Genomic DNA, 26,210 nt, shown 5'->3' on the forward strand with positions numbered 1-26,210 from the left:
CCGCTCAGGCGGGCCGGGCGATGGTCTCGGTCAGACGGGAGAAGGAGTCACCCCCGTGACCGGCCTCGACGGCCCGCCGCGCGACCGCCCTGGCCGCGTCGATCACCCCGGTGTCCAGCCCCCTCGCCTGGGAGGCGTGGGCGATGTGGTCCATCCCCGCCAGGGCCGACAGCAGAGCCGAGGCGGAGCCGGGATGCTCGCCCTCGTCGACGTGGCGGGCGAACTCGTCGATGGCGACGGGCAGCAGGGCGCCGATCCCCTTGGCGAACGGGGCCAGCTCCCTGGCTGACACGCCCTCGGCCCTGGCCAGCGCGAAGGCGTGGACCAGGCCGCTCACCGACGTCCAGAACAGGTCGAGCAGGGCGACGTCGTAGGACGCGGCCCGCCCGGGGTCGGCGCCCAGATAGACGCCGCCCGCGCCCAGCGCCCCCAGCGTCGCGCGGTGCTCCTGGTAGGTCTCCTGGTCCCCGCTGTACAGGATGACGGCCTCGGGACCTCCGATGGACGTCGTCGGGGTCATGATGGCGCCGTCGAGATAGCGCACGCCGTTCTCCTCGGCCCAGGCGGCGGCCCGGCGGGAGCGTTCCGGCGTGTCGGCGGTGAGGTTGACCAGGGCCCTGCCCTTGAGGGCGGACCCGGCGGGTTCGACGATCGCGTGCACGACGTCGTAGTCGATCACGCAGACGACCGTCAGCGGGCTCGCCTCGACGGCCTCGGCCGGGGTGCCCGCCCTGGCCGCGCCCCTGGCGACCAGGGTCTCGTCCTTGCCCGCCGTACGGTTCCACACGGTCGTCGGGTGGCCGTTGTCGAGGAAGGCGCCCGCCAGCGCCTGGCCCATCGGCCCCAGGCCGAGAACCGTCACCGGGACACGGTGGTCGTGTGTCATCTTCATCCGTTCCGAGTCGACGGGGATTCCCAGAGGTGGGAGGTCCCAGAGAGAGATGGGTTGTCCTGCCGGCGGGGACGGTTCGATGCTGGTTCCCGGCCAGGATTTCCTCAAGTACCCACTCTCCTGTCAGCTACTTACCTCCCGGTAAGCGATGCGGCTCCCACCTGCGGAGGTCGCAGGTCACGGCCGCCTCTCGGACAACGCGTGTACGGCGGAGGCGTCGCGAGGATCCGCCTTGGCGGGTAGGGCCGCTCAGGCCCGGTCGTACCAGGTGACGGTCGCGCCGTTGCTGAAGGAGCGGCTCGCGGCCGGGGTGAAGAGCGTGGGACCGAAGGCCCCGGAGAAGGCTGAGACGCCCGCGCCCGCGACCACGGGGTAGCTCTTGACGATCATTTCGTCGATCTCCGGGAGCAGGGAGCCCGCGAGCTTGCCACCCCCGCACAGCAGGATGTCCAGGCCGTCCTCCTTCTTCAGCGCGCGGACCAGCTCCACGGGATCGCCGGAGACGAGATCGACCGTGGGGTCGGCGATCTCGGGGATGGTGGTCGAGACGACGTACTGCCTCAGGTGCGTGTAGGGGCTGGTGATCCCGGCGTCGAGGGCGGGCTGGTAGGTGCCGCGTCCCATCAGGATCGTGTCGAAGCGGTTGTTCGGCGCGTCGAGGCCGAAGTGCACCCGGACGTGGGCGGGGACGGTCTCCGGGTACCTGGCGTTCATCCACGTCGTCATGTCGTCGGCCAGGGGGTAGAAGTCGTACTCGCCGCTAGGGCCCGCGATGTAGCCGTCGATGCTGACACCGATGTAGTAGACAAGCTTTCGCATAAATTCACTCCATTTGAAGTACTATGTTCGTAGTGGTTTGGACCGTAGTACTACATGTGGAGTGGTGTCAACCGAGATGCGACAGAACCAGGCGAGACGGGCCGCGCTGCTCGACGCCGCCATCGACGTGCTGGCCCGCGAGGGCGCGCGCGGCCTGACCTTCCGTGCCGTGGACGCCCAGGCGGGGGTGCCGGGCGGTACGGCCTCCAACTACTTCGCCAACCGCGACGACCTGCTGACCCAGGCGGGGGTGCGCGTCTACGAGCACCTTGAGCCGGACGCCGAGACCGTGGCCAGGAGCCTTGAGGGCACCCGTGACCGCGAGCGGGTGAAGCAGCTCATGCACGAGCTGGTCGAGCGGGTCAGCACCTACCGGGCCGGCTATCTGGCCCTGCTCGAACTGCGCCTTGAGGCGACCCGCAGGCCCGGGCTGCGCGACGTGCTCACTCCGAGAATCAGGGCGGACGTCGACGCGAACATCGGCTATCACCTGAACTCGGGGCTTCCCGGCGACGCGACGGCGGTGACCCTGCTCTATCTGGCGATGAACTGGCTGATCGTGGAACGGCTCACGCTGCCCGGGGTCTTCGGGGAGGAACAGGCACGTGAGCTGGTCGAACGCGCGGTCGAACGCCTCATCCCGGAGGGGTGACCGTTTCGACAAAAAAGCACTACAAAGCGTGATATAAGTGGCGAGAATTGTCGTTTCGTGAAACCTCGATGAACAGAATATTCGTGGTGATATGAGAATTTTCGCGCTGGTCGCCGGGGCTGTTGTGGCGGTTTTAGTGGCTTTTGGAGCGCTTGGTGAGTTAAGTGGAGAAAGTGGCTTTTCCACCTCATCGGTAAGCTCGGTGAACTCGGCGGCGACCGTGCGCGAGGTGGCCTCTGCCGAGGGAGTGCGGGCGGCGGGCGCTCAGGTGGCCGCCGCCGGCACCAAGACGGTGAAGACCTCGATCCTGAAGGTCGGCGGGAAGTCCTACCTCTCCGCCCGGGTGACCAGCACGTACGGCGTCGCCAGGCGGTTCACCGTGAAGCAGCGCGTCTGCGCGGCCCGCACCTGCCGGACGGTCGACGTCGCCCTGACCGTCGGGGCGGGCATGACCGGCTGGCAGGAGAGGTATCTCGGCACCGGCTCCTACCGCAGAAGCGGCGCCCCCCGCGTCACGGCGACCGCCCCGCCCGCGCAGCCCGCCGTACCCGCCGCTCCGCTGCCCGTCGCCACACCGACGGTGACCGTGACGGTCAGGGAGACGGTGCGGGAGACGGTCACCCTCGCTCCCGTCGTCGCGGCCACCCCCACGGTCACCGTCACCGTCACGGCTCCTCCGCCGGGGACCGTGGACACGTGCGGCGCGCCCGCCAACGCCTACGGCTTCACCTACTGCGCGTCAGGCGCCAGGGTGACCACGCCCGTGACGGAGGCCTGCCAGGTGTTCGACTGCATCGACAACTTCTCCGAGGGCCGGGGCTACCTGGTCATGTGTGTGGACGAGAAGGTGAGCATGTCCGGTGGGCTCGACGGGGTCTGTTCTCAGCACGGCGGCTGGCTCAGGGACATCTACCGCTTCGCGGTCTGAGGGCTTTTCGCGGAGGACCGGGGGAAATACCCTGCACGGCATGATTGAGGTGGAGCTGCGCGGCTGGGGGCCGGACGACGTGGGGGTCGTGATCGGCGCGTTCGAGTCGCCCGACATGGCCGACCAGGCGGCACGGCCGATCGACACGCGGCGGGCCGCGCTCGAATGGATGGGGACGTGGGGCTTCCGTGACGACGCCCACGCCTTCGCGGTCGTCTCCGGCGGCCAGGTGGTCGGCAACGTCGCGGTGAGCAACATCGACGCGCACGACACCGGTTGGGTGTCCTACTGGACGGTTCCGCACGCCAGGGGCCGGGGCGTGGCGGTCGCGGCCGTCACCAAACTGGCCCGCTGGGCCTTCGCCGAACGGGGGCTGTTCCGCCTCGAACTCGGGCACCGGATGAACAACCCGGCCTCGTGTACGGTGGCGACCCGGGCGGGCTTCCCGGCCGAGGGGGTCGAGCGGGCCAAGCTGAACTACGGGGGCGTGCGGCACGACGTGGAGCGGCACGCGCGCCTGGCCACGGACTGATCCAATGGACCGTACGGGCCAAAATACTGATCCCAAAGCAGGATTTTTCGCGCTATAGGGGAGTTTGTCGATAGCTGCAATATCCGTGCTTGACGCCCTGGTCAGGGCGGGGAAACGGGTGCCGGGGTGGGCGCCGTGCCAACAGCTGATGAACAACGCGGGGGGCGGAAGCTAATCGTTTTTCGGGAAATATAGAGTTTTCTCGGAAACGGGAACCTTTGGCTTCTAAGGCGCGTCCACACTGAGAAAGGGGGAGGCGATCCACAGTGGATGACATCGCGAGGCTGATCGGCTTCGAGGCGAAGCTGGCGTCGCAGGAGGCGCTGGCTCACGGCGGTGACCTGGAGAGCGCGGGCGCCGTCCAGCTCGTCAGGTTCTGCCCGACGCTGATCACGGCGGAGGTCGACGACGACGCCGCCTGTGTACGGTTCCAGATCGTCGACGAGGACCTGCGCTGGTTCTGCACCTGTGAGCCAGGCAGAAAAGGTAACTTCTGCGCCCACTGCGTGGCGACGGCCAACTCGGTCGCCGGAGCCGTCCGACGCACCGAGGCCCTCCAGCCCCGCAACACCTCACGCCCGATGGCCGTGTGAGCAGGCCCTGACGCACCCCCTGGCACCCGCACCGGTGCCAGGATCGCGGGGCTTGTCGGGGTGAGATCCCTCCAGGCCTGATGAGCGCCGCAGCTTGAGGCGATCACGGGCCCAATCATGTGGGCGTTGCCTGCGAACCCTTCAGGGCGATGAGTGACAACCTCTCTTCCTCATCTCCTTCTTCGACAGGGAGATCACCGCTTTAGCGGCATGTTCGCGTGAACCAGCGGTCTCCCGGCGAACCCGTCTTCGTACGGACCCGGATGGGGTGGCCTTCCACGTAAGGGGTCAGGGGCAGTGGGCGTGGTCGTGGAGGGCTTCCAGGAAGCGTGTGGTGTCGCTCAGGTCCGGCAGGACACAGGACGCGCCCTCCTGTCGAAGCTCCTCGACCCCGGTGCGGCCTGTCGCCACCGCGATGACCGGCACACCGTTCTGAACGGCGGCCTCCACATCAGCCGGGGTGTCGCCGATGACCACTGCCTCGTGCGGTTCCAACGGCCCGCCGTACAGGGCGGCGGCGCGTTTCACCGCGATCCGCACCAGTTCGGCCCGCACGTCGTCGTCCTCACCGAACGCGCCCGCCTCCCAGGCGATGGCACGGTCAAGCCCGAACGTGTGCAGTTTGAACCGGGCGACCTCGCGGACGTTACCGGTCACCACCGTCTGCACCACCCCGTCTCGGTCGGCCACGGCTTGCAGCGCGGCAGCCGCTCCCGCCAGGGCATGGCCCCGCTGTCGTACCTCAACCCGCCGCAGTAGATGAGCCTCGGCCAGGGCGGCGGCGAACCGCTCGAAATCATCCCTGCCGGTCGTCAGGCCGTGCAGCCGGGCGGTCTCCCGGAAGATCACCGCCTCGGTGAGGCCGTCGATCCTGGCCTGCTGCCGCATGACCACCCCGGTCACCCGCTCGAACGCCTGCGCCGACAGCTCACGCCCGATGCCTCGCATGTCGATCAGTGTGTGATCGATGTCCCACAACACCACCCGGGTCACCGCCACCCCCTCGATGTACGGCTCGCTCTTGTCGGAATCCGGATCGCCCGAAGATCAAATGTCGGTAAGAGGATCACTTTATGCGGGGTTCCCGGTGAGGGGAGGCCTCAACGCCAGGCGTGAGGGAGGGGCGTGTTCAGGCTGGTTCGGCGCCGTGGGCGGTGGCGATGGCGTCGATGTGGTGGGCCAGGTCGAAGTCCTTGGCGGTGAGGCGGTGTCCGGCGTCGTGGGTGGTGACGGCGAAGCGGATGCGTTGCCAGGTGATGTGCATGTCGGGGTGGTGTCCGACCTCGCGGGCCTTGGCCGCGACGTACATGGCCAGGTGGACGCACTCGTGGTAGGTGTGCTGGAAGGTGCGCTCGATCGTGTGCCCGTTCCGTTCCCAGCCGGGCAGCCCGGCCAGACGCTCGGCGATCTCCTCATCGGACAACGGGTGGAGGGTCATCGTCATCTCCATCGTGAGGGGTCAAACCAAGGAAATGATCTCAGCCAGTTCCCGGCCTGAAGCGGTGGCCGCCCATGCCGTCGCGTGTCGCGGAATGGCCTTGAGCTCCTGACATAGCCGCACCGATCCTGTGCCCTGAGCGATCGGTGCGGTGGTCGAAACGATCTGGATGACTCGTTCCGGCTCGGGAATCGCCGCCAGAGCGCTTGCCTGACGCGCCCAGAAAACGCCGTTGTCGCGCCGGGCTGATTCCGGGGCTGCGCCCAGGATTTGGTCCCAGAGCGTGATGGCCTCACGGTAGGCCCCGAGCCGCAGGTACGCGGTCGCCCGTTGGATGTCGATGTATCCGGGGGTTCGGCGGCATGCGTTGCCCCACGGGTGTTCGTCATCCACACGACCTACCAGTTCGGCCGCCCGGTCAAGGAGACGATCGACCTGCTCCTTGTCCTTCGCGGGAAGCATCGAATGGCCATGCGCCTGATGCACCAGAGCGAGAACGCGGACCTTTGGGCACAGTTTGCTCTCCTCGGTCAGCGCGGCCTCTGCGTAGTCGACCACCATCCGGCCGTCCTCCAGATCGACGGCCAGCATCGCCTTGTTGGTGAGGGCATAGCTGATGAGTTGCGGGTTCTGGGAACGATGGGCCATATCCAGAGTGAGGGTTCGCCAATTTCCGGAGCGCTTGATGTCGCCCGCGTCCTGGTAGAGCCAGCCAAGCAGCGCCGCGTAGGCGACTCCGGCGCTCAACAGGCCACGGCGCACGGGCGCGTCAGCTGCTTGGGCGAGTTCTCTGATCAGCTGAGCCTGGGTTGCGACGGTGGGAATGAGGTGGCGAGGTCCTAGCCACATGTCGGCCTTGTAGTGGCCGGGAAGCTGTTCGAGGAAGTACATGACGAGCTCCGGTGCTACGGGGCCTTGATGGGGCGGGTACGGAGTGGGCTCGATGGTACTTGCGTCCACGTCGGTGATGGTGCGCTGTTCTGGCCGGGCGGAATCGAAGAGCCGGGCCTCTTCAAGGCAGAACACCTGGCAGTACAGCAGGCGGTAGGGGTCTTTGGGCTGGTGTTCGCCAGCTTCCCATTTCTTGATGTTGCGGATGATGCTTTCACGTTCGGGAAGGCGGCTCTGCGTTTCCGACCCGGCGGCCCTGACGAGTTCTCGCGCCATTTCCTTTTGGGTCCAGCGGCGCTTACGTCGTTCGGCCCGTAGCCGCACGGCCCATGGGGGTGTTGTGCCGGGCATCGCAACGCACCTCTTCACGGGGCTGGGGAACCACGACTTCCCTCAGTCTCCCTCACTGCCACCTGTTCGCGCGTGTACTTAACGCGCTGTGATGACTACAGATCAGCACTTGAGGCAACCGGCGGACTCGCCCGGCGGCTGAACCACCGAGAGGTTCCTTGATCGAACAGAGGAGGTCTGAGTCGTGCACGATGGCACGTCCACGACGACCGCACCGGCGATCCCCGGCTGGCGGTTGATCATCAGCGACACCGGCCGGTTCTGGGCCATCCGCAACCGGGCTTTCCCGCGTACGGCGTTGCGGGCCGGTGCGGAGCCGACGGTGGACGCCGACACCTTTGAGGAGGTCCAGGCCGCCGTCACCGAGCAGGAGGAGAAGGCCCGGGGCGCCGTTGCGGGGGTGTCCTCGTGACCGGGCGGCATCGGGACGGGCTGCCGTACGCGGCGGTGTATCGGCGGGTCTGGGACGGCCCGGCCCGCGCCGAGGCCGAGCGGATCGATCGGGCGTGGGCGGACTGGACGGTGCTCTACAGCCTGGGGAGACGGTGCTTCTACGCCATGGCCGCCTGGGACGGGCCGCGGCCGGTGGTCGTCGAGGACGTCACGGGTGACGGGTTGGAGGAGCGGATGCGGGAGGCGGAGATGATCAAGGCGATGCGGCTCGCGGTGCGGTCTTCCCCGGCGCCGGTTCGTGGCGGGGCTTCCCGTAGGCGGGGAGGGCCTTCCGTGGTGGCGGTCGCTGAGGTGCCCGGCGGGGAGACGGTGTCCGCCAGAGGGAGTTCGCCGGGTGGGAGGGCGGCATGACGGTCTGGATTCCTCGTCAGGTTTCCGAGTTCTCCGATCGAACCTGTGACTCTGTGCAGGCGGCCCACCCGGGCTGGCTGGTGTTCCACAGCTCGACGACCGGGCTGTGGAGTGCCTACCGGAGTGTCCTGTCCGGCAGACCGTACGCCGGGGAGGTGCTGTTGGTGCGGGCCGAGTCCGCCGAGGAGCTGGATCGGAAGTTGAGCACCCAGGTGCCTCAGGTGGTGCCGCCGAGCATTCAGGCCGTCGCCGTCGCCCGTGCCATCCAGATCCGGGCCGCCCGGGTCTCCCGGACCGTTCAGGCCGTATGTCCTGGTCAGACCGTTGTGTCGGGTCGCGCTACGGCTGTGTCGGGTCGCGCTACGGCGTTGCGCAGGTTGCTGCGCTCCCCATAGCCGGTACGGCGACCCCTTGAGCGTGCGGTCCAGGGATGAGGGACCTGGACCGCACTCAACCCCCTGAAAGCCGGTACGGCGGGCGGTGGAGACTCATCCCACCCGTCGCCCGCCGTACCTCCTCGAACGTGCGGCTCAGGTAGGAGGGACCTGGGCCGCACACCTTCGCGAGGTGGCTTCCACGCACGCTGTTCGTGCTGGGGAAGGGGAGCCGCCTGGCGCACCGGTCTCCATATGCGGAGGCCGGTCCTCCTCCAGGGTGCCCGGCCGTCGTGCTCCCCGGCTCGGGGCCGGGCACCCGCCCCCTGAAAAGGCACCCGCCCCTGAAAAGGCACCCGCTTCCAACCACTCCCGCACCCAGGGACGACCATGACCGACGACGAGCGACGCCTGATCGACCTGCTCATCAGCACCCACCCCGCCTGGCGGTACGAACGCCTCCACCTGCCCGGCCTGCCCACATGGTGGGCCATCCGGTACCGGCCGTTGCGACCCGACCAGCGCAGGGCCGGGGCCAGAGACATGCTCGGCCGTACGACACTGCGCCGCCTCGCCGGAGCACTGGCCCGCCACGACGAGATCATCCACCGCAGCCGCCACTGAAGGAGTCCCTCCAATGTCCCCCCTCAAGGCCGTCGCCCCTGACGGCACCTTCGCCACCGGGCCCGGCACCACCGAACGTCTCCTCACTCCCGGTGAGGTCGCGCGGATCTTCGGTGTGGACCCCAAGACCGTCAACCGGTGGGCCCTCACGGGGAAGATTCCCTCGGTCAGGACGCCCAGCAGGCAGCGGCGTTACCGGGAGAGCGACATCAACGCCCTGCTCGACGCCGGCTGATCCGGCATCCAGAAAAGCCGCGAAAGACGTGGGTCAGTCGGGGAGGAGGACCGAGAGGAACGCCGCTGAGGCGGTGTCGTCGGCTACGGCGTCGGAGAGGACGGAGCGGATCGACTCGAACGCAGGCGGGTCGGCCTCGCGCAGTGTCGAGGAGCGCGTCCAGACCAGCAGGTGTTCACCGGCAGGCAGCCATTCGAGGTCGGTGAGGCAGTCGTAGAGGGCGTCGAGGTTGTGCCCGAAGTACTCGGGGAACGACAGGGCCTCGGCGATCGCCGACATGGCCTCCGCCGAGGTGGTGATCCCGGAGCCGTCGACCCGGTGCGTGACGGCGTCGCCGTGGTCGGTCTCCACCTGCTCGGCGACCCCGGGAACCTCGGGGACCTCCGTGACCCTGGAGACGCGCGGCGCCCCCGAGGACGACTCGGTGATCTCCGTCGCCTTCGCGACCGTGGGGTCCTGCGGGCCGCGGATGGCGCGCAGGGTGCGCAGACTCTCCTGGGCGGCCGGCCCCTCCTCGAACGTTCCCCTGGGCAACGTCGGTCACCTCCGTACGTCGACGATGACGAAAGTCCGGTAGTGGTCGCCGGTGTAGTAGAGCTCCCGGGTCCCGTCGCCGCTGATCAGGCGCCGTGCTCCCCGGTCGCGGCTGCCGGGGGTCGGGACGGTGTACTCGTGGTAGTAGCCCTGCTGCCTGACGGGCAGGCGGCGTTCCCGGTTCTGGAAGACCACGCCGTCGCGGGAGTAGGGGAAGGGGCCACCCTGCCGGATGCGCTTCCAGGTGGCGGCGGCCTCGGGAGGCAGCGCCGACAGCGTCCTGGTGGGCATCGTGCCGTCAGCCCGAGGGCTCGCCGCGGGCGCGCTACTGGCGCGGGCCGGCTGCTCGGGGGTCGTGCATCCGGACAGCGCCATCACCAAGGACAGCACTGCGGACGAGACGAGAGCGGCGGTTCCCCGAGGTGTCACCTGGCCAAGCTACCCGTGACCACGTCAGGAAAAACGGCCGGGGGTGTGTGGCCGACGCAAGGATTGGACAGACATTGTCTAGTTGTCAGACAATGTCCGAATGAAGTTCGCCGTCGTCGCCGCAGCCGTGCTCTGGGGGACCGCGGGCACCGTGGGGATGCTCGCCGCCGGAGTCGATCCGGTCTCCCTGGCCGCCGCCCGACTGGTCCTCGGAGGGCTGGTGCTGGTGGTCGCCGCGCGCAGACTCCTGCCCAGGCTGCCCCGAGGGGGGATGCTCCCGCTCGCCGCCCTGGCCGTGGCCGCCTACCAGCTCTGTTTCTTCGCCGCCGTCGGCAGGACCGGGGTGGCCGTCGGCACCGTGGTCGCCATCGGCAGCGGTCCCGTCTTCACCGGACTGCTGTCCTGGTTGCTCGACGGGCGGGTGCCGTCGGGGCGTTGGGCGGCGGCGACGGCGGCGGCCGTGGCGGGCTGTGCCGTACTGACCGGCGGGGGAGGGCAGGTGCGCCTTGACGGGGTGCTGCTGGCGCTGCTCGGCGGTCTGCTGTACGCGTTCTACGCGGTGACGGCGGCCAGGGTGATCGCCACCGGGGTCCCCTCCGACGCGGTGATGGCCGCGATGTTCGGCGGCGCGGCCGTGGTGATGCTGCCGGTCCTGCTGTGGACGGGCACCGCCTGGCTGGCCGAACCGCGTGGCCTGCTCACCGCCGTCTATCTCGGCTGCGTCTCCACCGCGTTCGCCTACGTCCTGTACGGCAGGGGCCTGCGGGTGACACCCGTGGCCACCGCGGCGACCCTCGCCCTGGCCGAGCCCGCGGTCGCGGCGCTGCTCGGTGTCGTGGTGCTCGGTGAGCGGCTCACGCTCGTCTCGGCCTGCGGCCTGGCCCTGCTCGGCGCGAGCCTGGTGGTGGTCGCCCTTCCCGAACGCGTGGCGGCGTTAGGGTCTTCGGCGTGACCGTTCCCCTGCGCCCTGTCTCCGCTGTGAACGCCCTCGCCGACGCGCTGCGCAGGCGGGTGCTCTCCGGGGAGATCCCCCCGGCGACCCCGTTGCCCGAGCAGGAGCTGTCCACCCTGTACGGCGTGGCCCGCCCGACCGTCAGGGAGGCGCTGGCCGTACTCGTGCACGAGGGGTTGCTCAGGCGGGAACGGCACCGCAGCGCGCAGGTCGTCGAGGTGACCGTGGCCGATCTCGACGACCTGATGTTCGTCAGGCGCCCCCTTGAGGATCTGATGGCCGTCACGCTGGCCGGGCGCAGGGTCGAGGAGGCGGACGCGGCGCTGGGCAGGATGGCCGCGCTGCCCGCGGACGCGCCCTGGTCGGAGATGGTGGCCGAGCACATGGCGCTGCACCAGGCCCTGGTCGTCGCGGTCGGCAGCCCGCGTCTTGAGCGGCTCTACACCTCGCTCGCCGCGGAGACCCGTCTCGGCCTGGTACGACTGCGCACGGTCTATCCCGACCGGGAGGTGCTGGTGGCCGAGCACCGGGAGCTGCTCGACGCGATCGGAGAGGGGTCGCCGGAGAAGGCGAGGCGGGCGGTGGCGGCGCATCTGGATCACGGCTGGGGCGAATGAGGCTTGCACCCGGCGCCCGGTAGTCGTCACAATCGCGGCCATGCACGGCAATTCAGTGCCGGACTCCTACGTGTACGTCACGGAGGAAGGCGTGGCCCGTCACTACGCGGACGGCAGCGTCGACGCTCTCGCCTGGGAAGACGTCGTCGAAGTTCGCGTGGAGGGTGACTCGGAAACCAAGTCGGACATACTGTACATTTTACTTAACCGGGGTGGACAGGGATGTGTGGTGCCACAATCGGCAACCGACACCACCTTCCTCGCACGCCTGCGGTACCTGCCTGACTTCGACGTGGAGCGGCTCGGTGAGGCCGTCGAGAGCCTCGGTGAGGGTCATGTCGTGGTCTGGCGCAGCCCTGATCCTCCCAATCCGCTGCCCGACTTCGAGTACGACTGACGTCGTGCGGTCCGGCGCGCCCTCAAACCAACCGGTGGTAATCGTGCACGCGTGGACCGTTCCGTCAAGGCGTTCCTTCTGTCCCTCTTCGGCCAGTAGTGGACAGTAAGGCTGTATTCCCCTGCCCAGAGGTGATCACTAGGATTTCAGTGGGTTTCCACGCTCCTGGTGCATTCGGGAAAGCTGTCAACCAATGAAATGAGATGCGCGTCCCGTTACCTGGTAACGATGGGGCATCTGGGTGGGGTGGTATGAGAGTGGGGACAGAGGAGCCCGCTGCTACGCTCCTCGGCGATTCAGTGCGGACCGCTCCAAGTATCTGGACGCGATCCTACGCACGGATTCTGTTGGCCGGCGATCTCGCGTGCGCGGTTGTCGCGTGTGAGACCGTCCTTGGAGTTCGACTCTGGTTCGGCGCCTTCATCCCCAGGACGGAGGCGTTGTTCGGGCTCGGTCTCGCCCTGGCATGGCCCCTGTTCCTGGCGGTCGGCGGCGCCTACCGCAAGCGCGCGCACGGCGAGGGGACAGAGGAGTTCCGTGCGGTCTTCGACGGCGGGGTCGGACTGACGGCCGCCGTCGCGATCGGGGCGTACGCCACACAGGCCACGATCGCCCGAAGTTTCGTGATGGCCATGCTGCCGCTGGCGCTGGCGCTCACGGTCGCCTTCCGCTACTGGATGCGCAAGCGGCTGCACCGCAGGCGCGCCCTCGGCGAGTACATGCGTCAGGTGGTCGCCGTCGGGCACCGGGAGTCGGTGCTCGACCTGGTCATGCAACTCAGAAGGCAGCCCCACCACGGCATGACCGTGGCCGCGGCCTGCCTGCCCTCCGGGCCCGACGACATGGACGTGGACGGGATCCCCGTGCTCGGCGGCTTCAGCGACGTCCCCGCCGTCGTCGCCAAGGTGGACGCCGACGCCGTGGCCATCCTGGCCTGCCCCGAACTGGACGGCGTCGCGCTGCGCCGGATCGCCTGGGGTCTTGAGGACGCGCGAACCGACCTGTTCGTCGCGCCCGCCCTCATGGAGGTCGCCGGACCCCGGATCAGCATCCGCCCGGTGGCCGGAATGCCGCTGCTGCACGTGGAACACCCCGAGTTCGACGGCGCCAAACAGCTCGCCAAGAGCCTGTTCGACAAGGCCGCCGCGGGCTTCGCGCTGCTGCTGCTCGCCGTACCGATGCTGGTCATCTGCCTGCTGATCAGGACGACCAGTTCCGGGCCCGCGCTGTTCCGGCAGGTCAGGGTCGGCAGGGGCGGCCGGGAGTTCAACGTCGTGAAGTTCCGCACGATGGTCAACAACGCCGAACGGCTCAAGGTCGAGCTTGAGGAGCGCAACGAGTTCGACGGCGTGCTCTTCAAGATGAGGAACGATCCAAGGATCACCCGGGTGGGGGCGTTCCTGCGCCGCTACTCCCTCGACGAGCTGCCGCAGCTGCTCAACGTGGTCCGTGGGGAGATGTCCCTCGTCGGACCTCGCCCGCCGCTGCCGAGCGAGGTCGCGCAGTACGGCGCCGACGTGCGCCGCCGCCTGGTCGTCAAACCGGGCATGACCGGACTTTGGCAGGTCAGCGGACGCTCCGACCTCAGCTGGGAGGAGTCGGTCCGCCTGGACCTGCGCTACGTCGAGAACTGGTCGCTCTTCCTTGACCTGCAGATCCTGTGGAAGACATGGAGCGCCGTCATGGGCGGAGAAGGGGCTTACTAGCTGTGAAGGCTCTCGTGCTCGCCGGGGGGTCGGGCACCCGGCTCCGGCCCATCACCCACACCTCGGCCAAACAGCTCGTCCCGGTGGCCAACAAGCCCGTGCTCTTCTACGGGCTCGAAGCCATCGCGGCGGCCGGGATCAGGGAGATCGGCATCGTCGTCGGCGACACGCAGGCGGAGATCGAGGCGGCCGTCGGTGACGGCTCCGCTCTCGGCCTGCAGGTCACCTACCTGCGGCAACAGGCACCGCTCGGGCTCGCCCACGCGGTGCTGATCGCCCGGGACTATCTCGGCGAGGACGACTTCGTCATGTACCTCGGCGACAACTTCATCGTCGGCGGCATCGGCGACGTCGTCGACCGGTTCACCCGGGACCGGCCCGACGCGCAGATCATGCTCACCCAGGTCGGCGACCCCAGGCAGTTCGGCGTCGCGGAGCTGGACGGCGACGGCCGGGTCGTCGGTCTTGAGGAGAAGCCCGCCGAGCCGAAGAGCGACCTCGCGCTCGTCGGCGTCTACCTGTTCACCCCGTTGATCCACCGGGCCGTGGCCGAGCTCAAGCCGTCGTGGCGCGGCGAGCTGGAGATCACCGACGCGATCCAGTGGCTGATCGAACGGGGTCACCGGGTCGAGTCGTCCGTCATCTCCGGCTACTGGAAGGACACCGGCAACGTCACCGACATGCTTGAGGTCAACCGGCTGGTGCTCGAATCCCTCGAAACCCGCCTGGAAGGCCGGGTGGACGACGTCAGCGAGCTGATCGGCCGGGTGGTCGTCGAACCGGGGGCCGTGGTCGAACGCTCCCGCATCGTCGGCCCGGCGATCATCGGCGCGGGCGCGCGAATCCTGGACAGCTACGTCGGTCCCTTCACCTCGATCGCCGCGGACTGCGTGGTCGACGGCAGCGAGATCGAGTACTCGATCGTGCTGCCCAGGGCCTCGATCTCCGGGGTCTCCCGGATAGAGGCCTCGCTCATCGGTCACGACGTCGAGGTCACCCCCGCCCCCAACACCCCCAGAGCCCACCGCCTCGTGCTGGGCGATCACAGCAAGGTGCAGATCAGCTCATGAAGGTCCTGGTCGTCGGTGGGGCCGGCTTCATCGGTTCCCACTACGTCCGCACGCTCGCGGCGGACGGTGTCTCGGTGACGGTGCTCGACAAGCTCACCTACGCGGGCAACCTCGCGAACCTGCGAGGCGTCCCGCACAGGTTCGTGCTCGGTGACATCTGCGACGCGGAACTGCTCGCCGAGGTGGTCCCCGGGCACGACGTCGTCGTCAACTTCGCCGCGGAATCGCACGTGGACCGGTCCATAACGGGTGCCGGGGAGTTCGTCAGGACGAACGTGCTGGGCACCCAGACCCTCATGCAGGCCTGCCTCGAAGCCTCGACCCCCAGGGTCGTGCAGGTCTCGACCGACGAGGTCTACGGCTCGATCGACGTCGGCTCCTGGGCCGAGGACGCGCCGCTGCGGCCACGCTCGCCGTACTCGGCGGCGAAGGCGGGCGGCGACATGATCGCCCAGGCCTACGCGGTCACCCACGGCCTGCCGGTCTCCATCACACGCTGCGGCAACAACTACGGGCCCAACCAGTACCCGGAGAAGGTCATCCCGCTGTTCGTCACCAACCTCCTGCAGGGGCGCAAGGTGCCGCTGTACGGCGACGGCGGCAACGTCAGGGACTGGATCCACGTCGCCGACCACTGCGCGGGCATCAGGCTGGTCGCCGAGCGCGGCGAACCCGGCGAGGTCTACCACATCGCCGGTACGGCGGAGCTGACCAACGTCCAGCTGACCACCCTGCTGCTTGAGGCGTGCGACGCGGACTGGGACATGGTCGAGCGGGTCGAGGACCGCAAGGGACACGACCGCCGCTACTCCCTGGACGACTCCCGGCTGCGGGCCCTCGGCTACCGGCCCTCGGTGCCGTTCGAACGGGGCCTGGCCGCGACCGTCCGCTGGTACGCCGACAACCCCGACTGGTGGAAGGCCGCCGCCGAGGCCCAGGACAGGACCCCCGAGGAGAAGATCGCCCTGGAACGGGCCGTCGCCGGGGAGAACGGATGAGCCGGTGGCTGGTCACCGGCGCCTCCGGCATGCTCGCCGCCGAACTGCTCGGCCTGCTGCGCGCGCGGGAGGAGTCGGTCGTCGCCCTGACCAGGGACGATCTCGACCTGCGTGACGAGCGGGCCGTACGGGACGTGGTCGCCGAGCACCGGCCCGGCGTCGTGGTCAACTGCGCGGCCTGGACGGCGGTCGACGACGCCGAGACGCACGAGGACGAGGCGCTGGCCGTCAACGGGCACGGTGCGCGGGCGCTGGCCGAGGCGTGCGAGCGCCTGGGCGCGCTCATGATCCACCCCTCGACCGACTACGTCTTCGACGGCACCGGGGCCGAGCCGTACGCGGAGGACGCGCCGACCTCGCCGGTCAACGCCTACGGGCGGACCAAGCTGGCCGGGGAACGCGCCGTGCTCGACACGCTGCCGCACACCGGTTACGTCCTGCGCACCGCCTGGCTGTACGGCGCGGCGGGCGGGAACTTCGTCAGCACGATCGCGGGTCTGGAGGGGAGCAGGCCGACCCTGGACGTCGTCGACGACCAGCTCGGCCAGCCGACCTGGGCGGGCGACCTGGCGGCCCGGATCGTCGAACTGGCCGAGATCGCCCCGGAGCCCGGGATCTATCACGCCACCTGCTCCGGACAGGCGAGCTGGTACGAACTCGCCCGGGAGATCTTCACGCTGCTCGGCGCCGACCCGGGGCGGATCAGGCCGGTCTCCTCCACGGAGTTCCCGCGGCCCGCGCCCCGCCCGGCCTACAGCGTGCTGGGCCACGACCGCTGGGCCACGGCCGGTCTACCGCCGATGCGCGACTGGCGAGAGGCCCTGCGAGAGTCGAAAGTCCTGGTCAGTGATTAAGCTGTGCTTCTTTGCTCCGCCTTCGGCGTCGCGGGGCTTGGGCGCCCTGAGTCGATGCTTTCCCTCGTCGCTCATCCGCTGCGCTCCTTCGCTCCTCAGTCCAAGCACCGACGCGCCCAAGCCGACGCTCCTCACGCACGACACCGGATCAGCTTTGGGTGGCGAGTTTCCGGTAATACGCCTGGCACGCCTCGTAGGTCGGGAGAAGGCCGGTTTCGAGGGCTTCCTTGAGGGTGGGGGCGGCGGCGTCCTTGTCGGAGAGGACGGGGTCGAGGCCTGCGGGCCACTCGATGCCCAGGTCGGGGTCCAGGGGGTTGAGGCCGTGTTCGCGGCCCGGGGCGTACGGCTCGGAGCACAGGTAGGAGACCGTGGCCTGTTCGCTGAGCGCCATGAACCCGTGTCCCAGTCCCTCGGCGACGTAGAGACCGCGCCGGGACTCCTCGTCCAGACGTACGGCCTCCCAGCGGCCGAAGGTCGGCGAGCCGACGCGGATGTCCACGACGACGTCGAGGATGGCGCCGGAAAGGCATGTGACATACTTCGCCTGCCCAGGAGGCACGTCCGCGAAGTGGATGCCGCGCAGCACGCCGCGCCGGGAGACCGAGCAGTTGACCTGTGCGAGATCGATCGCGTGCCCGACGGCTTCCCGCAGGTCATGGGCACGGTAGGTCTCCAGGAAGGCGCCGCGCGGGTCAGTGTGGACACGCGGGGTGTGGCACCAGGTTCCGTCGATGCTCAGGGGTTCCATGGGCGGAAGCATGACACAGCGCGTGGCTGTAACACCCCAGGACCGCTGGGCGAAATCCTAGGGTTCGCCCTCATTGGAACGATCTTGCAAGTCACCGGTCGAGCCGCGTCGCGCGGCGAGGGAGCGTATTGATGACAACGTGCCGCCTGTGCGGGTCCACGAGTCTTGCCAGTGTGGTCGACCTCGGGGCGACGCCGCCCTGTGAGTTGTTCCTCACCGCCGAGCAGGTCGACGAGCCGGAGACGACCTACCCGCTGCACCTGAGAGTGTGCACCGGGTGCTGGCTGGCACAGATCCCGCCGCTGATCACTCCCGAGGACACCTTCACCGAGTACGCCTACTTCTCCTCCTACTCGACCTCGTGGGTCGAGCACGCCAGGCGGTTCGTCGACGGGGCGGCCGACCGGCTCGGGCTCGACGAGAACTCGTTCGTGGTCGAGGTGGCCAGCAACGACGGCTACCTCCTCAAGCACGTCGTCGACCGGGGCGTCCGCTGCCTGGGCGTCGAGCCCTCGAAGAACGTCGGCCAGGCCGCCAGGGACAGGGGCGTGCCGACGCTGACCGCCTTCCTCGGCCCGGAGACCGGCGCCGAGGTGCGGGCCGAGCACGGTCCCGCCGACCTCGTGGTCGCCAACAACGTCTACGCCCACATCCCCGACGTCATCGGGTTCACCCAGGGGCTGCGCGCGCTCGTGGCCGACGACGGCTGGGTCTCCATCGAGGTGCAGCACCTGCTGACGCTGATGGAGCTCAACCAGTACGACACGATCTACCACGAGCACTTCCAGTACTACACGGTCGCCTCGGCGCAGCGCGCCCTCGCCTCCGGCGGTCTGGCGCTGGTCGACGTCGAACTGCTGCCCACGCACGGTGGCTCGATCCGGCTGTGGGCGCGTCCCCAGGAGGTCGCGGGCGAACCCACCTCCCGGGTGGTCGAGGTGCTCGCGGCGGAGAAGGCGGCCGGGCTGCACGAGCTGTCCGGATACGCGGAGTTCGCCGCCCGGGTCGCCCGGGTACGGCGGGACCTGCTGAGGTTCCTGGTCGAAGCCGCGGAGCAGGGCAAGACCGTGGTCGGCTACGGCGCCCCCGGCAAGGGCAACACGCTGCTCAACCACTGCGGGATCCGGCCCGACCTGCTGCGTTACACCGTGGACCGCAATCCGTACAAGCACGGCAGGTTCACCCCCGGCACGCGGATCCCGATCGTGGCGCCCGAGCGGATCGCCGAGGACCGGCCCGACTACGTGCTGGTGCTGCCCTGGAACCTGCGCGAGGAGCTCTCCGCGCAGCTGGCCTACGTCCACGAGTGGGGCGGGCGGCTGGTCTTCCCCATCCCGAACCTGGAGATAGTCGAGGTGAACCCGTGAAGGTCGTCCTCTTCTGCGGCGGGTACGGCACGCGGATGCGCAGCGGCACCCCCGGTGACGTGCCCAAGCCGATGCAGCTCGTCGGTCCCCGGCCGCTGATCTGGCATGTGATGCGCTACTACGCACACTTCGGGCACACCGAGTTCATCCTGTGCCTCGGGTACGGCGCGCACCACATCAAGGACTTCTTCCTCAACTACCAGGAGACGACCTCCAACGACTTCGTCCTGCGCGGGGGAGAGGTGGAACTGCTGTCCACCGACATCTCCGACTGGTCGATCTCGTTCGTGCAGACCGGGATCGACTCGCCGATCGGCGAACGGCTGCGCCGGGTCCGCGACCACCTCGACGGAGACGAGATCTTCCTGGCAAACTACGCGGACGTGCTCACCGACGCGCCGCTGCCGGAGATCATCGACCGCTTCGCCGCCTCGGACGCCGGAGCCTCGATGATGGTCGTCCCGCCCGCGGAGACCTTCCACTGCATCGAACTCGGCGAGGATGGCATGGTCGGCGGGATCACCCCGGTCAGCGACATGCCCCTGTGGATCAACGGCGGCTACTTCGTGCTCCGCCAGGAGGTCTTCGACCACATCCCGCCGGGCGGTGACCTCGTCGCCGACGGCTGCGGACAGCTCGCCAAGCGCGGCAGGCTGCTGGCCTACCCGCACCGGGGCTACTGGAAGCCGACCGACACGGTCAAGGAGCGCTTCGCGCTCGACGAGGCCTACTCCAGGGGTGACCGGCCGTGGGCGCTGTGGGAACGCGAACCGGAGGTGCGGTCCAGATGATCGGATTCCGGCCCGCGGCGGTCGGCGGCGTCGTCCTGCTCGCCGCCCACTGCGACGACCTCGCCATCGGGGCGGGCGGCAGCCTGCTGACCCTCTGCTCCGCGCGTCCCGGCCTCAGGGTCGACGCCCTGGTGCTCTCCGGCGGCGGCACCGAGCGCGAGGAGGAGGAGCACGCGGCGCTGACCGCCTTCTGCCCCGGGGCGGACCTGCGGCTGACCGTGCTCAAGATGCCCGACGGGCGGCTGCCGGCCAACTGGGAGGAGGCCAAGGCCGCGGTGGAGGACCTGCGTTCCAGGACCGATCCCGACCTGGTCCTCGCCCCCAACCCGGCCGACGCCCACCAGGACCACCGGGGCCTGGCCAAGCTGGTGCCGACCGCCTTCCGCGGTCACCAGGCACTCGGCTACGAGATCGTCAAATGGGACGGCGACCTCGGGCGGCCCTCGGTCTACCAGCCGCTGACGCCCGAGGTGGCCGAGGCCAAGGTGACCCTGCTCCAACAGCACTACCCCTCACAACGGCAACGCCCCTGGTACGACCGTGAGGCCTTCCTGGGGCTGGCCCGCATCCGCGGCATCGAGTGCCAATCGCGCTACGCGGAGGCGTTCTACACAAGCAAGATGACTCTCGACCTGGCTGGAGGATGAACCGGATGCGCGTGCTGCTGACCGGGCACCAGGGCTACCTGGGAACTGTGATGGCCCCGGCACTCACCGAGGCGGGCCACGAGGTGATCGGCCTGGACTCGGGGCTGTTCGCCGACTGCCTGCTGGGGCCCGCTCCGGCCGACCCCGCCGGGCACCGGGTCGACCTGCGTGACGTCACCGCCGAGCACGTGGCCGGGATCGACGCGGTCGTGCACCTGGCCGCGCTGTCCAACGACCCGCTCGGGTCGCTGGCGCCCGAGCTGACCTACGACATCAACCACCACGCCTCGGTGCGTCTGGCCAGGCTGGCCAGGGACGCCGGGGTGCGGCGGTTCCTGTACGCCTCGACCTGCTCCGTCTACGGCGCCTCCGGCGGCGACGAGCTGGTCGGGGAGGAGGCGCCGCTGCGTCCGGTGACGCCGTACGCCGAGTCCAAGGTCCGGGTCGAGGACGACCTGACCGCGCTGGCCGACGACGACTTCACCCCCGTCTTCATGCGCAACGCCACCGCCTTCGGGTTCTCGCCCAGGCTGCGCGCCGACATCGTGCTGAACAACCTGGTCGGCCACGCCCTGCTGACCAACGAGGTGCGGGTGCTGTCCGACGGCACCCCCTGGCGCCCGCTGGTCCACGCCAAGGACATCGCCGAGGCGTTCGTGCTCGCGCTGGCCGCCCCGCGGGAGGCCGTACACGCCAGGGCGTTCAACGTGGGCACCGAGCAGAACAACGTGACCGTCGCGGACATCGCGGCCGAGGTCGTGGAGGCGGTTCCCGGCTCCAAGCTCGTCATCACCGGTGAGGCGGGCGCCGACCCGCGCTCCTACCGGGTCGACTTCTCCCGCATCCGTGCGGCGCTGCCCGGCTACGAGGCGAGCTGGAGCGTCAAGGCGGGCGCGGCCGAACTGGTCGACGCCTACCGGAGGTTCGGGATGACCGAGGACCTGTTCAAGAACAGCTTCACCCGGCTCGCCAAGCTGGCCGCCAGGAGCGCCGACGGCACCGTGGACGAGACGATGAGACCGCGTGAGGCGGGCGTCGGTGACAACTGACGCCCCCCAGACGGCAGCAGGGGAGAGCCGCGAGACCGAGGGCCGTGAGATGCACGCCCTGGTCGAGCGGCTCTACCCGCTCTGCAGGAGCATCACCGGCGACGGGCTGCGCCGTACGCTGGAGATCGTCTCCGGGGAGATCCCGCTGGAGGTCAGCGAGGTGCCGACCGGCACCGAGGTCCTCGACTGGACCGTGCCCAGAGAGTGGAACATCCGCGACGCCTACGTCAAGGACCCCTCGGGCGAGCGGGTGATCGACTTCGCCGCGTCGAACCTGCACGTGGTCGGCTACAGCGTGCCGGTCTCGGCGACCATGACCCTCGACGAGCTGCGCGGGCACCTGCACACCCTGCCCGAGCAGCCGGACCTGGTTCCGTACCGCACCAGCTACTACGCCGAGACCTGGGGTTTCTGCCTCAGGGAGAACACCCTGGCGGCGATGGGGCCGGGGCCGTACGAGGTGGTGATCGACTCGACGCTCGCCGACGGTCACCTCACCTACGGCGAGCACGTCGTGCCGGGGCGCAGCACCGACGAGGTACTCATCTCCTGCCACGTCTGCCACCCCTCCCTGGCCAACGACAACCTCGCGGGCGTCGCGGTCGCCACCCGCCTCGCCCGGCGGCTCGCGAAGAGCGACCCGCACTACACCTACCGGTTCGTGTTCGCGCCGGGCACCATCGGCGCCATCACCTGGCTGGCGCGCAACAGGGAGCGCGCCGGGCGCGTCAAGCACGGCCTGGTGCTGGCCTGCGCGGGCGACAGCGGATCGCTGACCTACAAGCGCAGCAGGCGGGCCGACGCCGAGATCGACAGGGCGGTCCGGCACGTTCTGCGCTCCTCGGGGCGTGAGCACACGGTCCTGGACTTCTCCCCGTACGGCTACGACGAGCGGCAGTACTGCTCGCCCGGATTCAACCTGCCCGTCGGCTCCCTCACCAGGACGCCGTACGCCGGATACCCGGAGTACCACACCTCGGGCGACAACCCGGATTTCGTCTCGCCCGAGGCGATGGCCGACACGCTGGAGACCTGTTGGGAGGTGACGCGGGTACTCGAAGGCAACCGCCGTTACCTCAACCTCAGCCCGTACGGCGAGCCGCAGCTCGGCCGGCGGGGACTGTACGGCTCGCTGGGGGGCCGTAGCGACACCAAGCAGGCCCAGATGGCGATGTTGTGGGTGCTGAACCTCTCCGACGGAGAGCACACCCTGCTCGACATCGCCGAAAAGTCAGACCTGCCCTTCGCCGTCGTGGCGGAAGCGGCACAGGCCCTGCGTGGTGCAGGACTCCTCAAGGAGTAGTGGAGATGACGCGGTTGCAGGCCGTCACGGAGCCCGGGGTGCTCAACCTCCGGGTGGGGGAGACGGTTGAGGTCCTGAGCGAGGCCGAGATCATGGCCACTCTGGACGAGAGGGGAGAGCTCGACGAGCTGCCCTTCATGCCGGAGATGCTGGCTTTCTGCGGGAAGCGGCTCACCGTGCACAAGGTCGCCTACAAACTGTGCGACACCATCAGCCGCAGCGGCATGCGCAGGATGGAGCGTGCCGTACACCTCACCGGGGCGCGCTGCGACGGGTCGGCGCACGGCGGATGCCAGACGGCCTGCCTGATGTACTGGAAGGAGTCCTGGCTCAAGCGGGTCGATCCCGGTTCCCCGGAGCCGGAACCGGCCAAGGAGGCCGAGGGGTCAGGGGGTCTGGCGAAGGGCCGCGCGCTGCTGCCCATCCTGGAGGTGGCGTCCAGGAAGGAGCCGGGGGAGGACGGGCAGGAGCGTTACTCCTGCCAGGCGACCGAGCTGCTGCGCGCCGCGCCGACCTGCCTGCCGCTGAAGGAGTTCGGGCAGTACGTCACGGACGTGAAGACGGGCAACGCGAGTGTGTTCTTCACGCTCCGCGCGCTCCTGGTCGGCCTGTTCAACCGCTACCAGGAGCGCAGCCGGCGGTTCCTGCCGTCGTGGCTGCAGATCAGGGGCGGCCTGAAATGGGGCTTCGTCAAGGGGCGGCTCACCGGGGCGACGCCGAGCATGACGCTCGACCTCCAGCCGGGAGAGCTCGTCCGGATCAAGCCCAAGGAGGAGATCCTCAAGACCCTCAACCAGGACCTGCTCAATCGGGGGATGGGGTTCGAGGAGGAGATGTCGCGGTACTGCGGGAAGACCGCGCGGGTCCTCACCCGGGTCGACCGGTGCATCGACGAGAAGACCGGTCGCATGCTCACGATGAAGAGCCCCTGCATCATCCTTGAGGACATCGTCTGCGCGGGCGCGTACAGCGTGAGCTGCCCCCGGCAGTTCCTCCCGTTCTGGCGGGAGATTTGGCTTGAGCGGGTCCACGAGCCCGCCTGATCGGACCGGGACGCTGCGGCGACGGCGGTTCGGCGGCGAACGGTGAAAGGTAAGAGATGGAACACACGCAGGACTCCGGGCCGGTCGTGACGAAGGCGGAGTCCGGGGCCCCCGATCCGGAGGGCGGGCCGGACACGCCCGCCTCCCAACTCGGGGAGATCGGCCGCCAGGCGGGCCGGGGGCTGCGGTGGAGCGTGCTGGGCAACATGGTGATGAAGGCGGGCTCCTTCGCCATGAGCCTGGTCATGGCCCGGCTGCTCGTGCCGGCGGAGTTCGGCATCTTCGCCATCGCCCTGGCCGCCAGCCAGTTCGTCATCTACATCAACGACGCGGGCATCATCGCGGCCACCGTGCAGTGGCGGGGCAAGCTTGAGGAGATGGCGCCGACGGCGACGGTCGTCGCGATCACGTCGAGCACCCTCCTGTACGCGTTCTTCTGGGTCTTCGCCCCCTACTTCGCTGAGATGTCCGGCAGCGAGAGCGCGACCGGGGTGATCCGGGTCCTCACGGCGGTCAACCTGGTCTACGGCCTGACCGCCGTGCGCAGCGCGGCACTGCTGCGCAGGTTCGAGCAGGACAAGCTCACCAAGGCCAACCTGGTCGGCTTCCTGGTGACCGCGCCGGTCACCATCACCCTCGCCGCCAACGGCGCCGGGGCCTACAGCTTCGCCTGGGGTCAGCTCCTGGGCGCCGTCGCCACCGGGGTGCTGGTCGTCCTGTACGCCAGGGTCAAGGTCGGTTTCGGCCTCGACCGCGCCATGGCCAAGAAGCTGCTGGTCTTCGGGCTGCCGCTGTGCGTCACCCTCGGCATCGAGGGCCTGCTGCTCAACGTCGACTCCGTCATCGTCGGCGACGCCCTCGGCGCCGAGCAACTCGGCTTCTACCTGCTGGCCTTCAACATCTCCAGCTGGGTCCCCGGGCTCGTCGGCACCGCGGTGCGCTACGTCGCGCTGCCCAGCTTCTCCAGGCTCGCCGAGCAGGGCGGTGACTCGGTCTCCGAGGGGGTGCAGCGGGCCATACCGCTGCTGCTGTCCATCGTGCTGCCGTTCGGTGTCCTGCTGGGCGTGCTCGCGCCCGCGGTGATCGGCTTCCTGTACATCCCGCGCTGGGAACCGGCCGCCGAGGTGCTGAGCTTCCTGTCGGTCCTCATGGTCGTGCGGATGATGACGGCGCTGGTGGTGGACATCCTGGCCGCCATGGGCGCGACCAAGGCCACCATGTGGCTCAACCTCGGCTGGGCGGTCGCGCTGATTCCCAGCCTGATCCTGGGCGCCCAGATGGGCGGCATCCGCGGCGCGGCGATCGCCCACGCGGTGGTCGCGCTGGTGGTCGCCGTACCGCTTTCCGTGCTGACGATGCGCCGCGCGGGTGTCGTCCTGGGCCCGGTCGTCTCCGCCCTGGGGCGCCCGGTGCTCGGCGGGGTGCTCTGCGCCGCCGTCACGGTGACGCTCGTCACCGTCATCAGCGACGGCATCCCCTTCGTCCACCTGGCCGTGGCCGGCGGCGCGGGGCTGCTCGTCTACGTCCTGGTCGTCGTACCGCAGGCGGTACTCAAGCAACTGGGCAGCCGGGTGACCGGGCTGATCCCGGCACGTTCACGTTGACCCGAGAAGGAAATCGGATGGTTGATTCCGACACACTGGTGTCCATCGGACTTCCGGTGCGCAACGGCGCCGATCGGCTGGAAGGCGTGATCCGGTCGGTGCTGGCGCAGGACCACCGGAACATCGAACTGCTGATCTGCGACAACGCCTCGACGGACGGCACCGAGGAGCTCTGCAGGGAACTGGCCCGCTCGGACGAGCGGATCGTCTACCGGCGGCACCCGGAGAACATCGGGCTGCTCAACAACTTCATGTACGCGGGCAGGAACGCGCGGGGGACGTTCTTCCGGTGGATCGGCGACGACGACCGGCTGGAGTCCCACTACGTCTCCACCACGCTCGGGGCGTTCGCGGAGGACGAGCGGCTCATCCTCGTCACCACGCAGATGTCCTACACCGACCCGGAGGGCACGACCAGTACCAGCGCCTACGAGGGCAGCGGGCTGCTCTCCGACGACCCGGTCGACCGGTTCGCCGAGATGCTGCGTCTGCTCAACGAGAGCCACCTGCTGATCGACCCGCTGTACGGCCTCATGCGCCGCGAGCCCGTGATGTCCATCCCCCGGCGGAACATGCTCCGCGAGGACGAGGTGTTCGCCACCAAGCTCGCGCTGGCCGGGCCGTGGGGCCACGTGCACGAGGTGCTCGCCCACCGGCACTGGAAGCACGAGAGCATGAACGTGATCAGCGGCCGTCTCGGCGTCCCCGGCTGGCAGGTGCACTTCTCGACGACCCTGCAGTACATGGAGATCCTCCACTGGCTGCGTGAGGCCGACCTCGGGCTGACCGAGGAACAGCGGCGCCGCGCGCGTGCCGCCGCCCGCCAGATGTACACCCGCCGCCAGCGGCGGGTGGTGTCCCGGCGCGGCCGCAAGCTCGTACGGCTGGCCACCGGGGCGCTCAGGCCCGGGAACTGACCACCGTGGGACCCCAACCCCAGCCAACCCCCGTAAGCCCCTAACGTCGCG

At 69.2% G+C, this 26,210-nt stretch carries 32 protein-coding genes; 24 read left to right on the forward strand and 8 right to left on the reverse strand.

The annotated features are described in order from the left end of the window. Nucleotides 1–4 precede the first annotated feature (4 nt). Both ACIBVQ_RS11350 and ACIBVQ_RS11355 read right to left on the reverse strand, forming a co-directional pair. Entirely contained in the window at nucleotides 5–862 is an 858-nt protein-coding gene (locus tag ACIBVQ_RS11350) for an NAD(P)-dependent oxidoreductase (RefSeq protein ID WP_399177042.1), read from the reverse strand. 279 nt (nucleotides 863–1,141) lie between these two features. Further along, nucleotides 1,142–1,711, reverse strand: coding sequence for a dihydrofolate reductase family protein (locus tag ACIBVQ_RS11355; protein WP_399177044.1), 570 nt, complete (start codon nucleotides 1,709–1,711; stop codon nucleotides 1,142–1,144). A gap of 76 nt (nucleotides 1,712–1,787) precedes the next feature. Here ACIBVQ_RS11355 and ACIBVQ_RS11360 point away from each other — a divergent pair, with 76 nt between their 5' ends. The 4 genes from ACIBVQ_RS11360 (at nucleotide 1,788) to ACIBVQ_RS11375 (ending at nucleotide 4,416) form a co-directional block, all read left to right on the forward strand. Then, entirely contained in the window at nucleotides 1,788–2,363 is a 576-nt protein-coding gene (locus ACIBVQ_RS11360; RefSeq protein ID WP_352010875.1) for a TetR family transcriptional regulator, read from the forward strand. A 229-nt stretch (nucleotides 2,364–2,592) separates the two neighbouring features. Further along, nucleotides 2,593–3,291 carry a hypothetical protein gene (locus ACIBVQ_RS11365; RefSeq protein ID WP_399177047.1) on the forward strand — a complete coding sequence of 233 codons (699 nt, stop codon included), beginning with the start codon at nucleotides 2,593–2,595 and terminating at the stop codon, nucleotides 3,289–3,291. Between the two features lie 40 nt (nucleotides 3,292–3,331). Then, on the forward strand, nucleotides 3,332–3,823 hold the full coding sequence (locus ACIBVQ_RS11370; protein WP_352010873.1) for a GNAT family protein: 492 nt from the start codon (nucleotides 3,332–3,334) through the stop codon (nucleotides 3,821–3,823). 266 nt (nucleotides 3,824–4,089) lie between these two features. After that, complete coding sequence (locus tag ACIBVQ_RS11375; protein WP_352010872.1) at nucleotides 4,090–4,416, forward strand: hypothetical protein; 327 nt, start codon at nucleotides 4,090–4,092, stop codon at nucleotides 4,414–4,416. A 288-nt stretch (nucleotides 4,417–4,704) separates the two neighbouring features. Here ACIBVQ_RS11375 and ACIBVQ_RS11380 read toward each other — a convergent pair whose 3' ends face one another. The 3 genes from ACIBVQ_RS11380 to ACIBVQ_RS11390 form a co-directional block, all read right to left on the reverse strand. Next, complete coding sequence (locus ACIBVQ_RS11380; RefSeq protein WP_399177050.1) at nucleotides 4,705–5,415, reverse strand: HAD family hydrolase; 711 nt, start codon at nucleotides 5,413–5,415, stop codon at nucleotides 4,705–4,707. Between the two features lie 130 nt (nucleotides 5,416–5,545). Then, on the reverse strand, nucleotides 5,546–5,860 hold the full coding sequence (locus tag ACIBVQ_RS11385) for a 4a-hydroxytetrahydrobiopterin dehydratase (protein WP_399177052.1): 315 nt from the start codon (nucleotides 5,858–5,860) through the stop codon (nucleotides 5,546–5,548). Nucleotides 5,861–5,875: 15 nt separating this feature from the next. After that, nucleotides 5,876–7,021 carry a hypothetical protein gene (locus ACIBVQ_RS11390; protein WP_399177055.1) on the reverse strand — a complete coding sequence of 382 codons (1,146 nt, stop codon included), beginning with the start codon at nucleotides 7,019–7,021 and terminating at the stop codon, nucleotides 5,876–5,878. Between the two features lie 259 nt (nucleotides 7,022–7,280). Between ACIBVQ_RS11390 and ACIBVQ_RS11395 the strand changes: the two genes are divergently transcribed. The 5 genes from ACIBVQ_RS11395 to ACIBVQ_RS11415 all read left to right on the forward strand — a co-directional run bounded on the left by ACIBVQ_RS11395 (nucleotide 7,281) and on the right by ACIBVQ_RS11415 (nucleotide 9,133). Next, the gene (locus ACIBVQ_RS11395) at nucleotides 7,281–7,508 is read left to right on the forward strand and encodes a hypothetical protein (protein ID WP_399177057.1); all 228 of its coding nucleotides are present in this window, start codon (nucleotides 7,281–7,283) and stop codon (nucleotides 7,506–7,508) included. Beyond that, complete coding sequence (locus tag ACIBVQ_RS11400; protein ID WP_399177058.1) at nucleotides 7,505–7,900, forward strand: hypothetical protein; 396 nt, start codon at nucleotides 7,505–7,507, stop codon at nucleotides 7,898–7,900. Before ACIBVQ_RS11395 ends, ACIBVQ_RS11400 begins: the two co-directional genes overlap by 4 nt. Continuing rightward, a complete protein-coding gene (locus ACIBVQ_RS11405) occupies nucleotides 7,897–8,295 on the forward strand; it encodes a hypothetical protein (protein ID WP_399177060.1) in 399 nt (132 codons plus the stop codon). The genes ACIBVQ_RS11400 and ACIBVQ_RS11405 overlap by 4 nt, the downstream gene beginning before the upstream one ends. A gap of 369 nt (nucleotides 8,296–8,664) precedes the next feature. Next, the gene (locus ACIBVQ_RS11410) at nucleotides 8,665–8,898 is read left to right on the forward strand and encodes a hypothetical protein (RefSeq protein ID WP_399177062.1); all 234 of its coding nucleotides are present in this window, start codon (nucleotides 8,665–8,667) and stop codon (nucleotides 8,896–8,898) included. Between the two features lie 13 nt (nucleotides 8,899–8,911). Next, entirely contained in the window at nucleotides 8,912–9,133 is a 222-nt protein-coding gene (locus ACIBVQ_RS11415; protein ID WP_399177064.1) for a BldC family transcriptional regulator, read from the forward strand. A 33-nt stretch (nucleotides 9,134–9,166) separates the two neighbouring features. Here ACIBVQ_RS11415 and ACIBVQ_RS11420 read toward each other — a convergent pair whose 3' ends face one another. Together ACIBVQ_RS11420 and ACIBVQ_RS11425 are read right to left on the reverse strand one after the other, a co-directional pair. Continuing rightward, complete coding sequence (locus tag ACIBVQ_RS11420; RefSeq protein WP_386192053.1) at nucleotides 9,167–9,667, reverse strand: barstar family protein; 501 nt, start codon at nucleotides 9,665–9,667, stop codon at nucleotides 9,167–9,169. Between the two features lie 6 nt (nucleotides 9,668–9,673). After that, a complete protein-coding gene (locus ACIBVQ_RS11425; protein ID WP_352010862.1) occupies nucleotides 9,674–10,096 on the reverse strand; it encodes a ribonuclease domain-containing protein in 423 nt (140 codons plus the stop codon). A 100-nt stretch (nucleotides 10,097–10,196) separates the two neighbouring features. On the opposite strand from ACIBVQ_RS11425, the gene ACIBVQ_RS11430 reads away from it, so the two are divergent. From ACIBVQ_RS11430 to rfbD, 7 genes are all read left to right on the forward strand, one after another. Beyond that, complete coding sequence (locus ACIBVQ_RS11430; RefSeq protein WP_399177067.1) at nucleotides 10,197–11,048, forward strand: DMT family transporter; 852 nt, start codon at nucleotides 10,197–10,199, stop codon at nucleotides 11,046–11,048. After that, nucleotides 11,045–11,665, forward strand: coding sequence for a GntR family transcriptional regulator (locus ACIBVQ_RS11435; protein ID WP_362912576.1), 621 nt, complete (start codon nucleotides 11,045–11,047; stop codon nucleotides 11,663–11,665). The genes ACIBVQ_RS11430 and ACIBVQ_RS11435 overlap by 4 nt, the downstream gene beginning before the upstream one ends. A gap of 40 nt (nucleotides 11,666–11,705) precedes the next feature. Continuing rightward, nucleotides 11,706–12,062, forward strand: a complete 357-nt coding sequence (locus tag ACIBVQ_RS11440) for a hypothetical protein (protein WP_399177069.1) — start codon at nucleotides 11,706–11,708, stop codon at nucleotides 12,060–12,062. Between the two features lie 251 nt (nucleotides 12,063–12,313). After that, nucleotides 12,314–13,768, forward strand: coding sequence for a sugar transferase (locus tag ACIBVQ_RS11445; RefSeq protein WP_352010858.1), 1,455 nt, complete (start codon nucleotides 12,314–12,316; stop codon nucleotides 13,766–13,768). A 2-nt stretch (nucleotides 13,769–13,770) separates the two neighbouring features. Then, complete coding sequence (locus ACIBVQ_RS11450) at nucleotides 13,771–14,838, forward strand: glucose-1-phosphate thymidylyltransferase (protein ID WP_362912578.1); 1,068 nt, start codon at nucleotides 13,771–13,773, stop codon at nucleotides 14,836–14,838. Beyond that, complete coding sequence (gene rfbB, locus ACIBVQ_RS11455; protein WP_352010856.1) at nucleotides 14,835–15,836, forward strand: dTDP-glucose 4,6-dehydratase; 1,002 nt, start codon at nucleotides 14,835–14,837, stop codon at nucleotides 15,834–15,836. Before ACIBVQ_RS11450 ends, rfbB begins: the two co-directional genes overlap by 4 nt. Beyond that, on the forward strand, nucleotides 15,833–16,690 hold the full coding sequence (gene rfbD, locus ACIBVQ_RS11460) for a dTDP-4-dehydrorhamnose reductase (protein WP_362912582.1): 858 nt from the start codon (nucleotides 15,833–15,835) through the stop codon (nucleotides 16,688–16,690). The genes rfbB and rfbD overlap by 4 nt, the downstream gene beginning before the upstream one ends. A gap of 148 nt (nucleotides 16,691–16,838) precedes the next feature. On the opposite strand, the gene rfbC is transcribed toward rfbD, so the two are convergent. Further along, a complete protein-coding gene (rfbC, locus tag ACIBVQ_RS11465) occupies nucleotides 16,839–17,438 on the reverse strand; it encodes a dTDP-4-dehydrorhamnose 3,5-epimerase (RefSeq protein WP_399177072.1) in 600 nt (199 codons plus the stop codon). A gap of 131 nt (nucleotides 17,439–17,569) precedes the next feature. On the opposite strand from rfbC, the gene ACIBVQ_RS11470 reads away from it, so the two are divergent. From ACIBVQ_RS11470 to ACIBVQ_RS11505, 8 genes are read left to right on the forward strand one after another with little or no spacing between them, the layout of a single operon-like run. Beyond that, nucleotides 17,570–18,805, forward strand: a complete 1,236-nt coding sequence (locus ACIBVQ_RS11470) for a class I SAM-dependent methyltransferase (RefSeq protein ID WP_352010853.1) — start codon at nucleotides 17,570–17,572, stop codon at nucleotides 18,803–18,805. Next, nucleotides 18,802–19,596: a sugar phosphate nucleotidyltransferase gene (locus ACIBVQ_RS11475; protein ID WP_399177074.1), complete on the forward strand. Its 795-nt coding sequence runs from the start codon at nucleotides 18,802–18,804 to the stop codon at nucleotides 19,594–19,596. The genes ACIBVQ_RS11470 and ACIBVQ_RS11475 overlap by 4 nt, the downstream gene beginning before the upstream one ends. After that, the gene (locus tag ACIBVQ_RS11480; protein WP_352010851.1) at nucleotides 19,593–20,243 is read left to right on the forward strand and encodes a PIG-L family deacetylase; all 651 of its coding nucleotides are present in this window, start codon (nucleotides 19,593–19,595) and stop codon (nucleotides 20,241–20,243) included. Before ACIBVQ_RS11475 ends, ACIBVQ_RS11480 begins: the two co-directional genes overlap by 4 nt. 5 nt (nucleotides 20,244–20,248) lie before the next feature. Beyond that, nucleotides 20,249–21,292, forward strand: coding sequence for an SDR family oxidoreductase (locus ACIBVQ_RS11485; RefSeq protein WP_362912588.1), 1,044 nt, complete (start codon nucleotides 20,249–20,251; stop codon nucleotides 21,290–21,292). Beyond that, entirely contained in the window at nucleotides 21,282–22,595 is a 1,314-nt protein-coding gene (locus ACIBVQ_RS11490) for a DUF4910 domain-containing protein (RefSeq protein WP_362780758.1), read from the forward strand. The genes ACIBVQ_RS11485 and ACIBVQ_RS11490 overlap by 11 nt, the downstream gene beginning before the upstream one ends. Nucleotides 22,596–22,600: 5 nt before the next feature. Beyond that, on the forward strand, nucleotides 22,601–23,638 hold the full coding sequence (locus ACIBVQ_RS11495) for a hypothetical protein (RefSeq protein WP_386192074.1): 1,038 nt from the start codon (nucleotides 22,601–22,603) through the stop codon (nucleotides 23,636–23,638). Between the two features lie 56 nt (nucleotides 23,639–23,694). Next, the gene (locus ACIBVQ_RS11500; protein ID WP_399177077.1) at nucleotides 23,695–25,242 is read left to right on the forward strand and encodes an oligosaccharide flippase family protein; all 1,548 of its coding nucleotides are present in this window, start codon (nucleotides 23,695–23,697) and stop codon (nucleotides 25,240–25,242) included. Nucleotides 25,243–25,259: 17 nt separating this feature from the next. Then, the gene (locus ACIBVQ_RS11505; RefSeq protein WP_399177079.1) at nucleotides 25,260–26,159 is read left to right on the forward strand and encodes a glycosyltransferase family 2 protein; all 900 of its coding nucleotides are present in this window, start codon (nucleotides 25,260–25,262) and stop codon (nucleotides 26,157–26,159) included. The last annotated feature ends 51 nt before the right edge of the window (nucleotides 26,160–26,210 follow it).

Origin of the sequence: Streptosporangium sp. NPDC049376 (assembly GCF_044466505.1) — a bacterium.
Taxonomy (GTDB): domain Bacteria; phylum Actinomycetota; class Actinomycetes; order Streptosporangiales; family Streptosporangiaceae; genus Streptosporangium.

What these genes read in the sequence shown, in the direction of transcription:
- ACIBVQ_RS11355 (WP_399177044.1), bottom strand. Translation starts at nt 1,711, where the DNA reads ATGCGAAAGCTTGTCTACTACATCGGTGTCAGCATCGACGGCTACATC.
- ACIBVQ_RS11360 (WP_352010875.1), top strand. Translation starts at nt 1,788, where the DNA reads ATGCGACAGAACCAGGCGAGACGGGCCGCGCTGCTCGACGCCGCCATC.
- ACIBVQ_RS11370 (WP_352010873.1), top strand. Translation starts at nt 3,332, where the DNA reads ATGATTGAGGTGGAGCTGCGCGGCTGGGGGCCGGACGACGTGGGGGTC.
- ACIBVQ_RS11385 (WP_399177052.1), bottom strand. Translation starts at nt 5,860, where the DNA reads ATGACGATGACCCTCCACCCGTTGTCCGATGAGGAGATCGCCGAGCGT.
- ACIBVQ_RS11390 (WP_399177055.1), bottom strand. Translation starts at nt 7,021, where the DNA reads ATGGCGCGAGAACTCGTCAGGGCCGCCGGGTCGGAAACGCAGAGCCGC.
- ACIBVQ_RS11405 (WP_399177060.1), top strand. Translation starts at nt 7,897, where the DNA reads ATGACGGTCTGGATTCCTCGTCAGGTTTCCGAGTTCTCCGATCGAACC.
- ACIBVQ_RS11410 (WP_399177062.1), top strand. Translation starts at nt 8,665, where the DNA reads ATGACCGACGACGAGCGACGCCTGATCGACCTGCTCATCAGCACCCAC.
- ACIBVQ_RS11415 (WP_399177064.1), top strand. Translation starts at nt 8,912, where the DNA reads ATGTCCCCCCTCAAGGCCGTCGCCCCTGACGGCACCTTCGCCACCGGG.
- ACIBVQ_RS11430 (WP_399177067.1), top strand. Translation starts at nt 10,197, where the DNA reads ATGAAGTTCGCCGTCGTCGCCGCAGCCGTGCTCTGGGGGACCGCGGGC.
- ACIBVQ_RS11440 (WP_399177069.1), top strand. Translation starts at nt 11,706, where the DNA reads ATGCACGGCAATTCAGTGCCGGACTCCTACGTGTACGTCACGGAGGAA.
- ACIBVQ_RS11445 (WP_352010858.1), top strand. Translation starts at nt 12,314, where the DNA reads ATGAGAGTGGGGACAGAGGAGCCCGCTGCTACGCTCCTCGGCGATTCA.
- rfbB (WP_352010856.1), top strand. Translation starts at nt 14,835, where the DNA reads ATGAAGGTCCTGGTCGTCGGTGGGGCCGGCTTCATCGGTTCCCACTAC.
- rfbD (WP_362912582.1), top strand. Translation starts at nt 15,833, where the DNA reads ATGAGCCGGTGGCTGGTCACCGGCGCCTCCGGCATGCTCGCCGCCGAA.
- rfbC (WP_399177072.1), bottom strand. Translation starts at nt 17,438, where the DNA reads ATGGAACCCCTGAGCATCGACGGAACCTGGTGCCACACCCCGCGTGTC.
- ACIBVQ_RS11470 (WP_352010853.1), top strand. Translation starts at nt 17,570, where the DNA reads ATGACAACGTGCCGCCTGTGCGGGTCCACGAGTCTTGCCAGTGTGGTC.
- ACIBVQ_RS11480 (WP_352010851.1), top strand. Translation starts at nt 19,593, where the DNA reads ATGATCGGATTCCGGCCCGCGGCGGTCGGCGGCGTCGTCCTGCTCGCC.
- ACIBVQ_RS11485 (WP_362912588.1), top strand. Translation starts at nt 20,249, where the DNA reads ATGCGCGTGCTGCTGACCGGGCACCAGGGCTACCTGGGAACTGTGATG.
- ACIBVQ_RS11495 (WP_386192074.1), top strand. Translation starts at nt 22,601, where the DNA reads ATGACGCGGTTGCAGGCCGTCACGGAGCCCGGGGTGCTCAACCTCCGG.
- ACIBVQ_RS11500 (WP_399177077.1), top strand. Translation starts at nt 23,695, where the DNA reads ATGGAACACACGCAGGACTCCGGGCCGGTCGTGACGAAGGCGGAGTCC.
- ACIBVQ_RS11505 (WP_399177079.1), top strand. Translation starts at nt 25,260, where the DNA reads ATGGTTGATTCCGACACACTGGTGTCCATCGGACTTCCGGTGCGCAAC.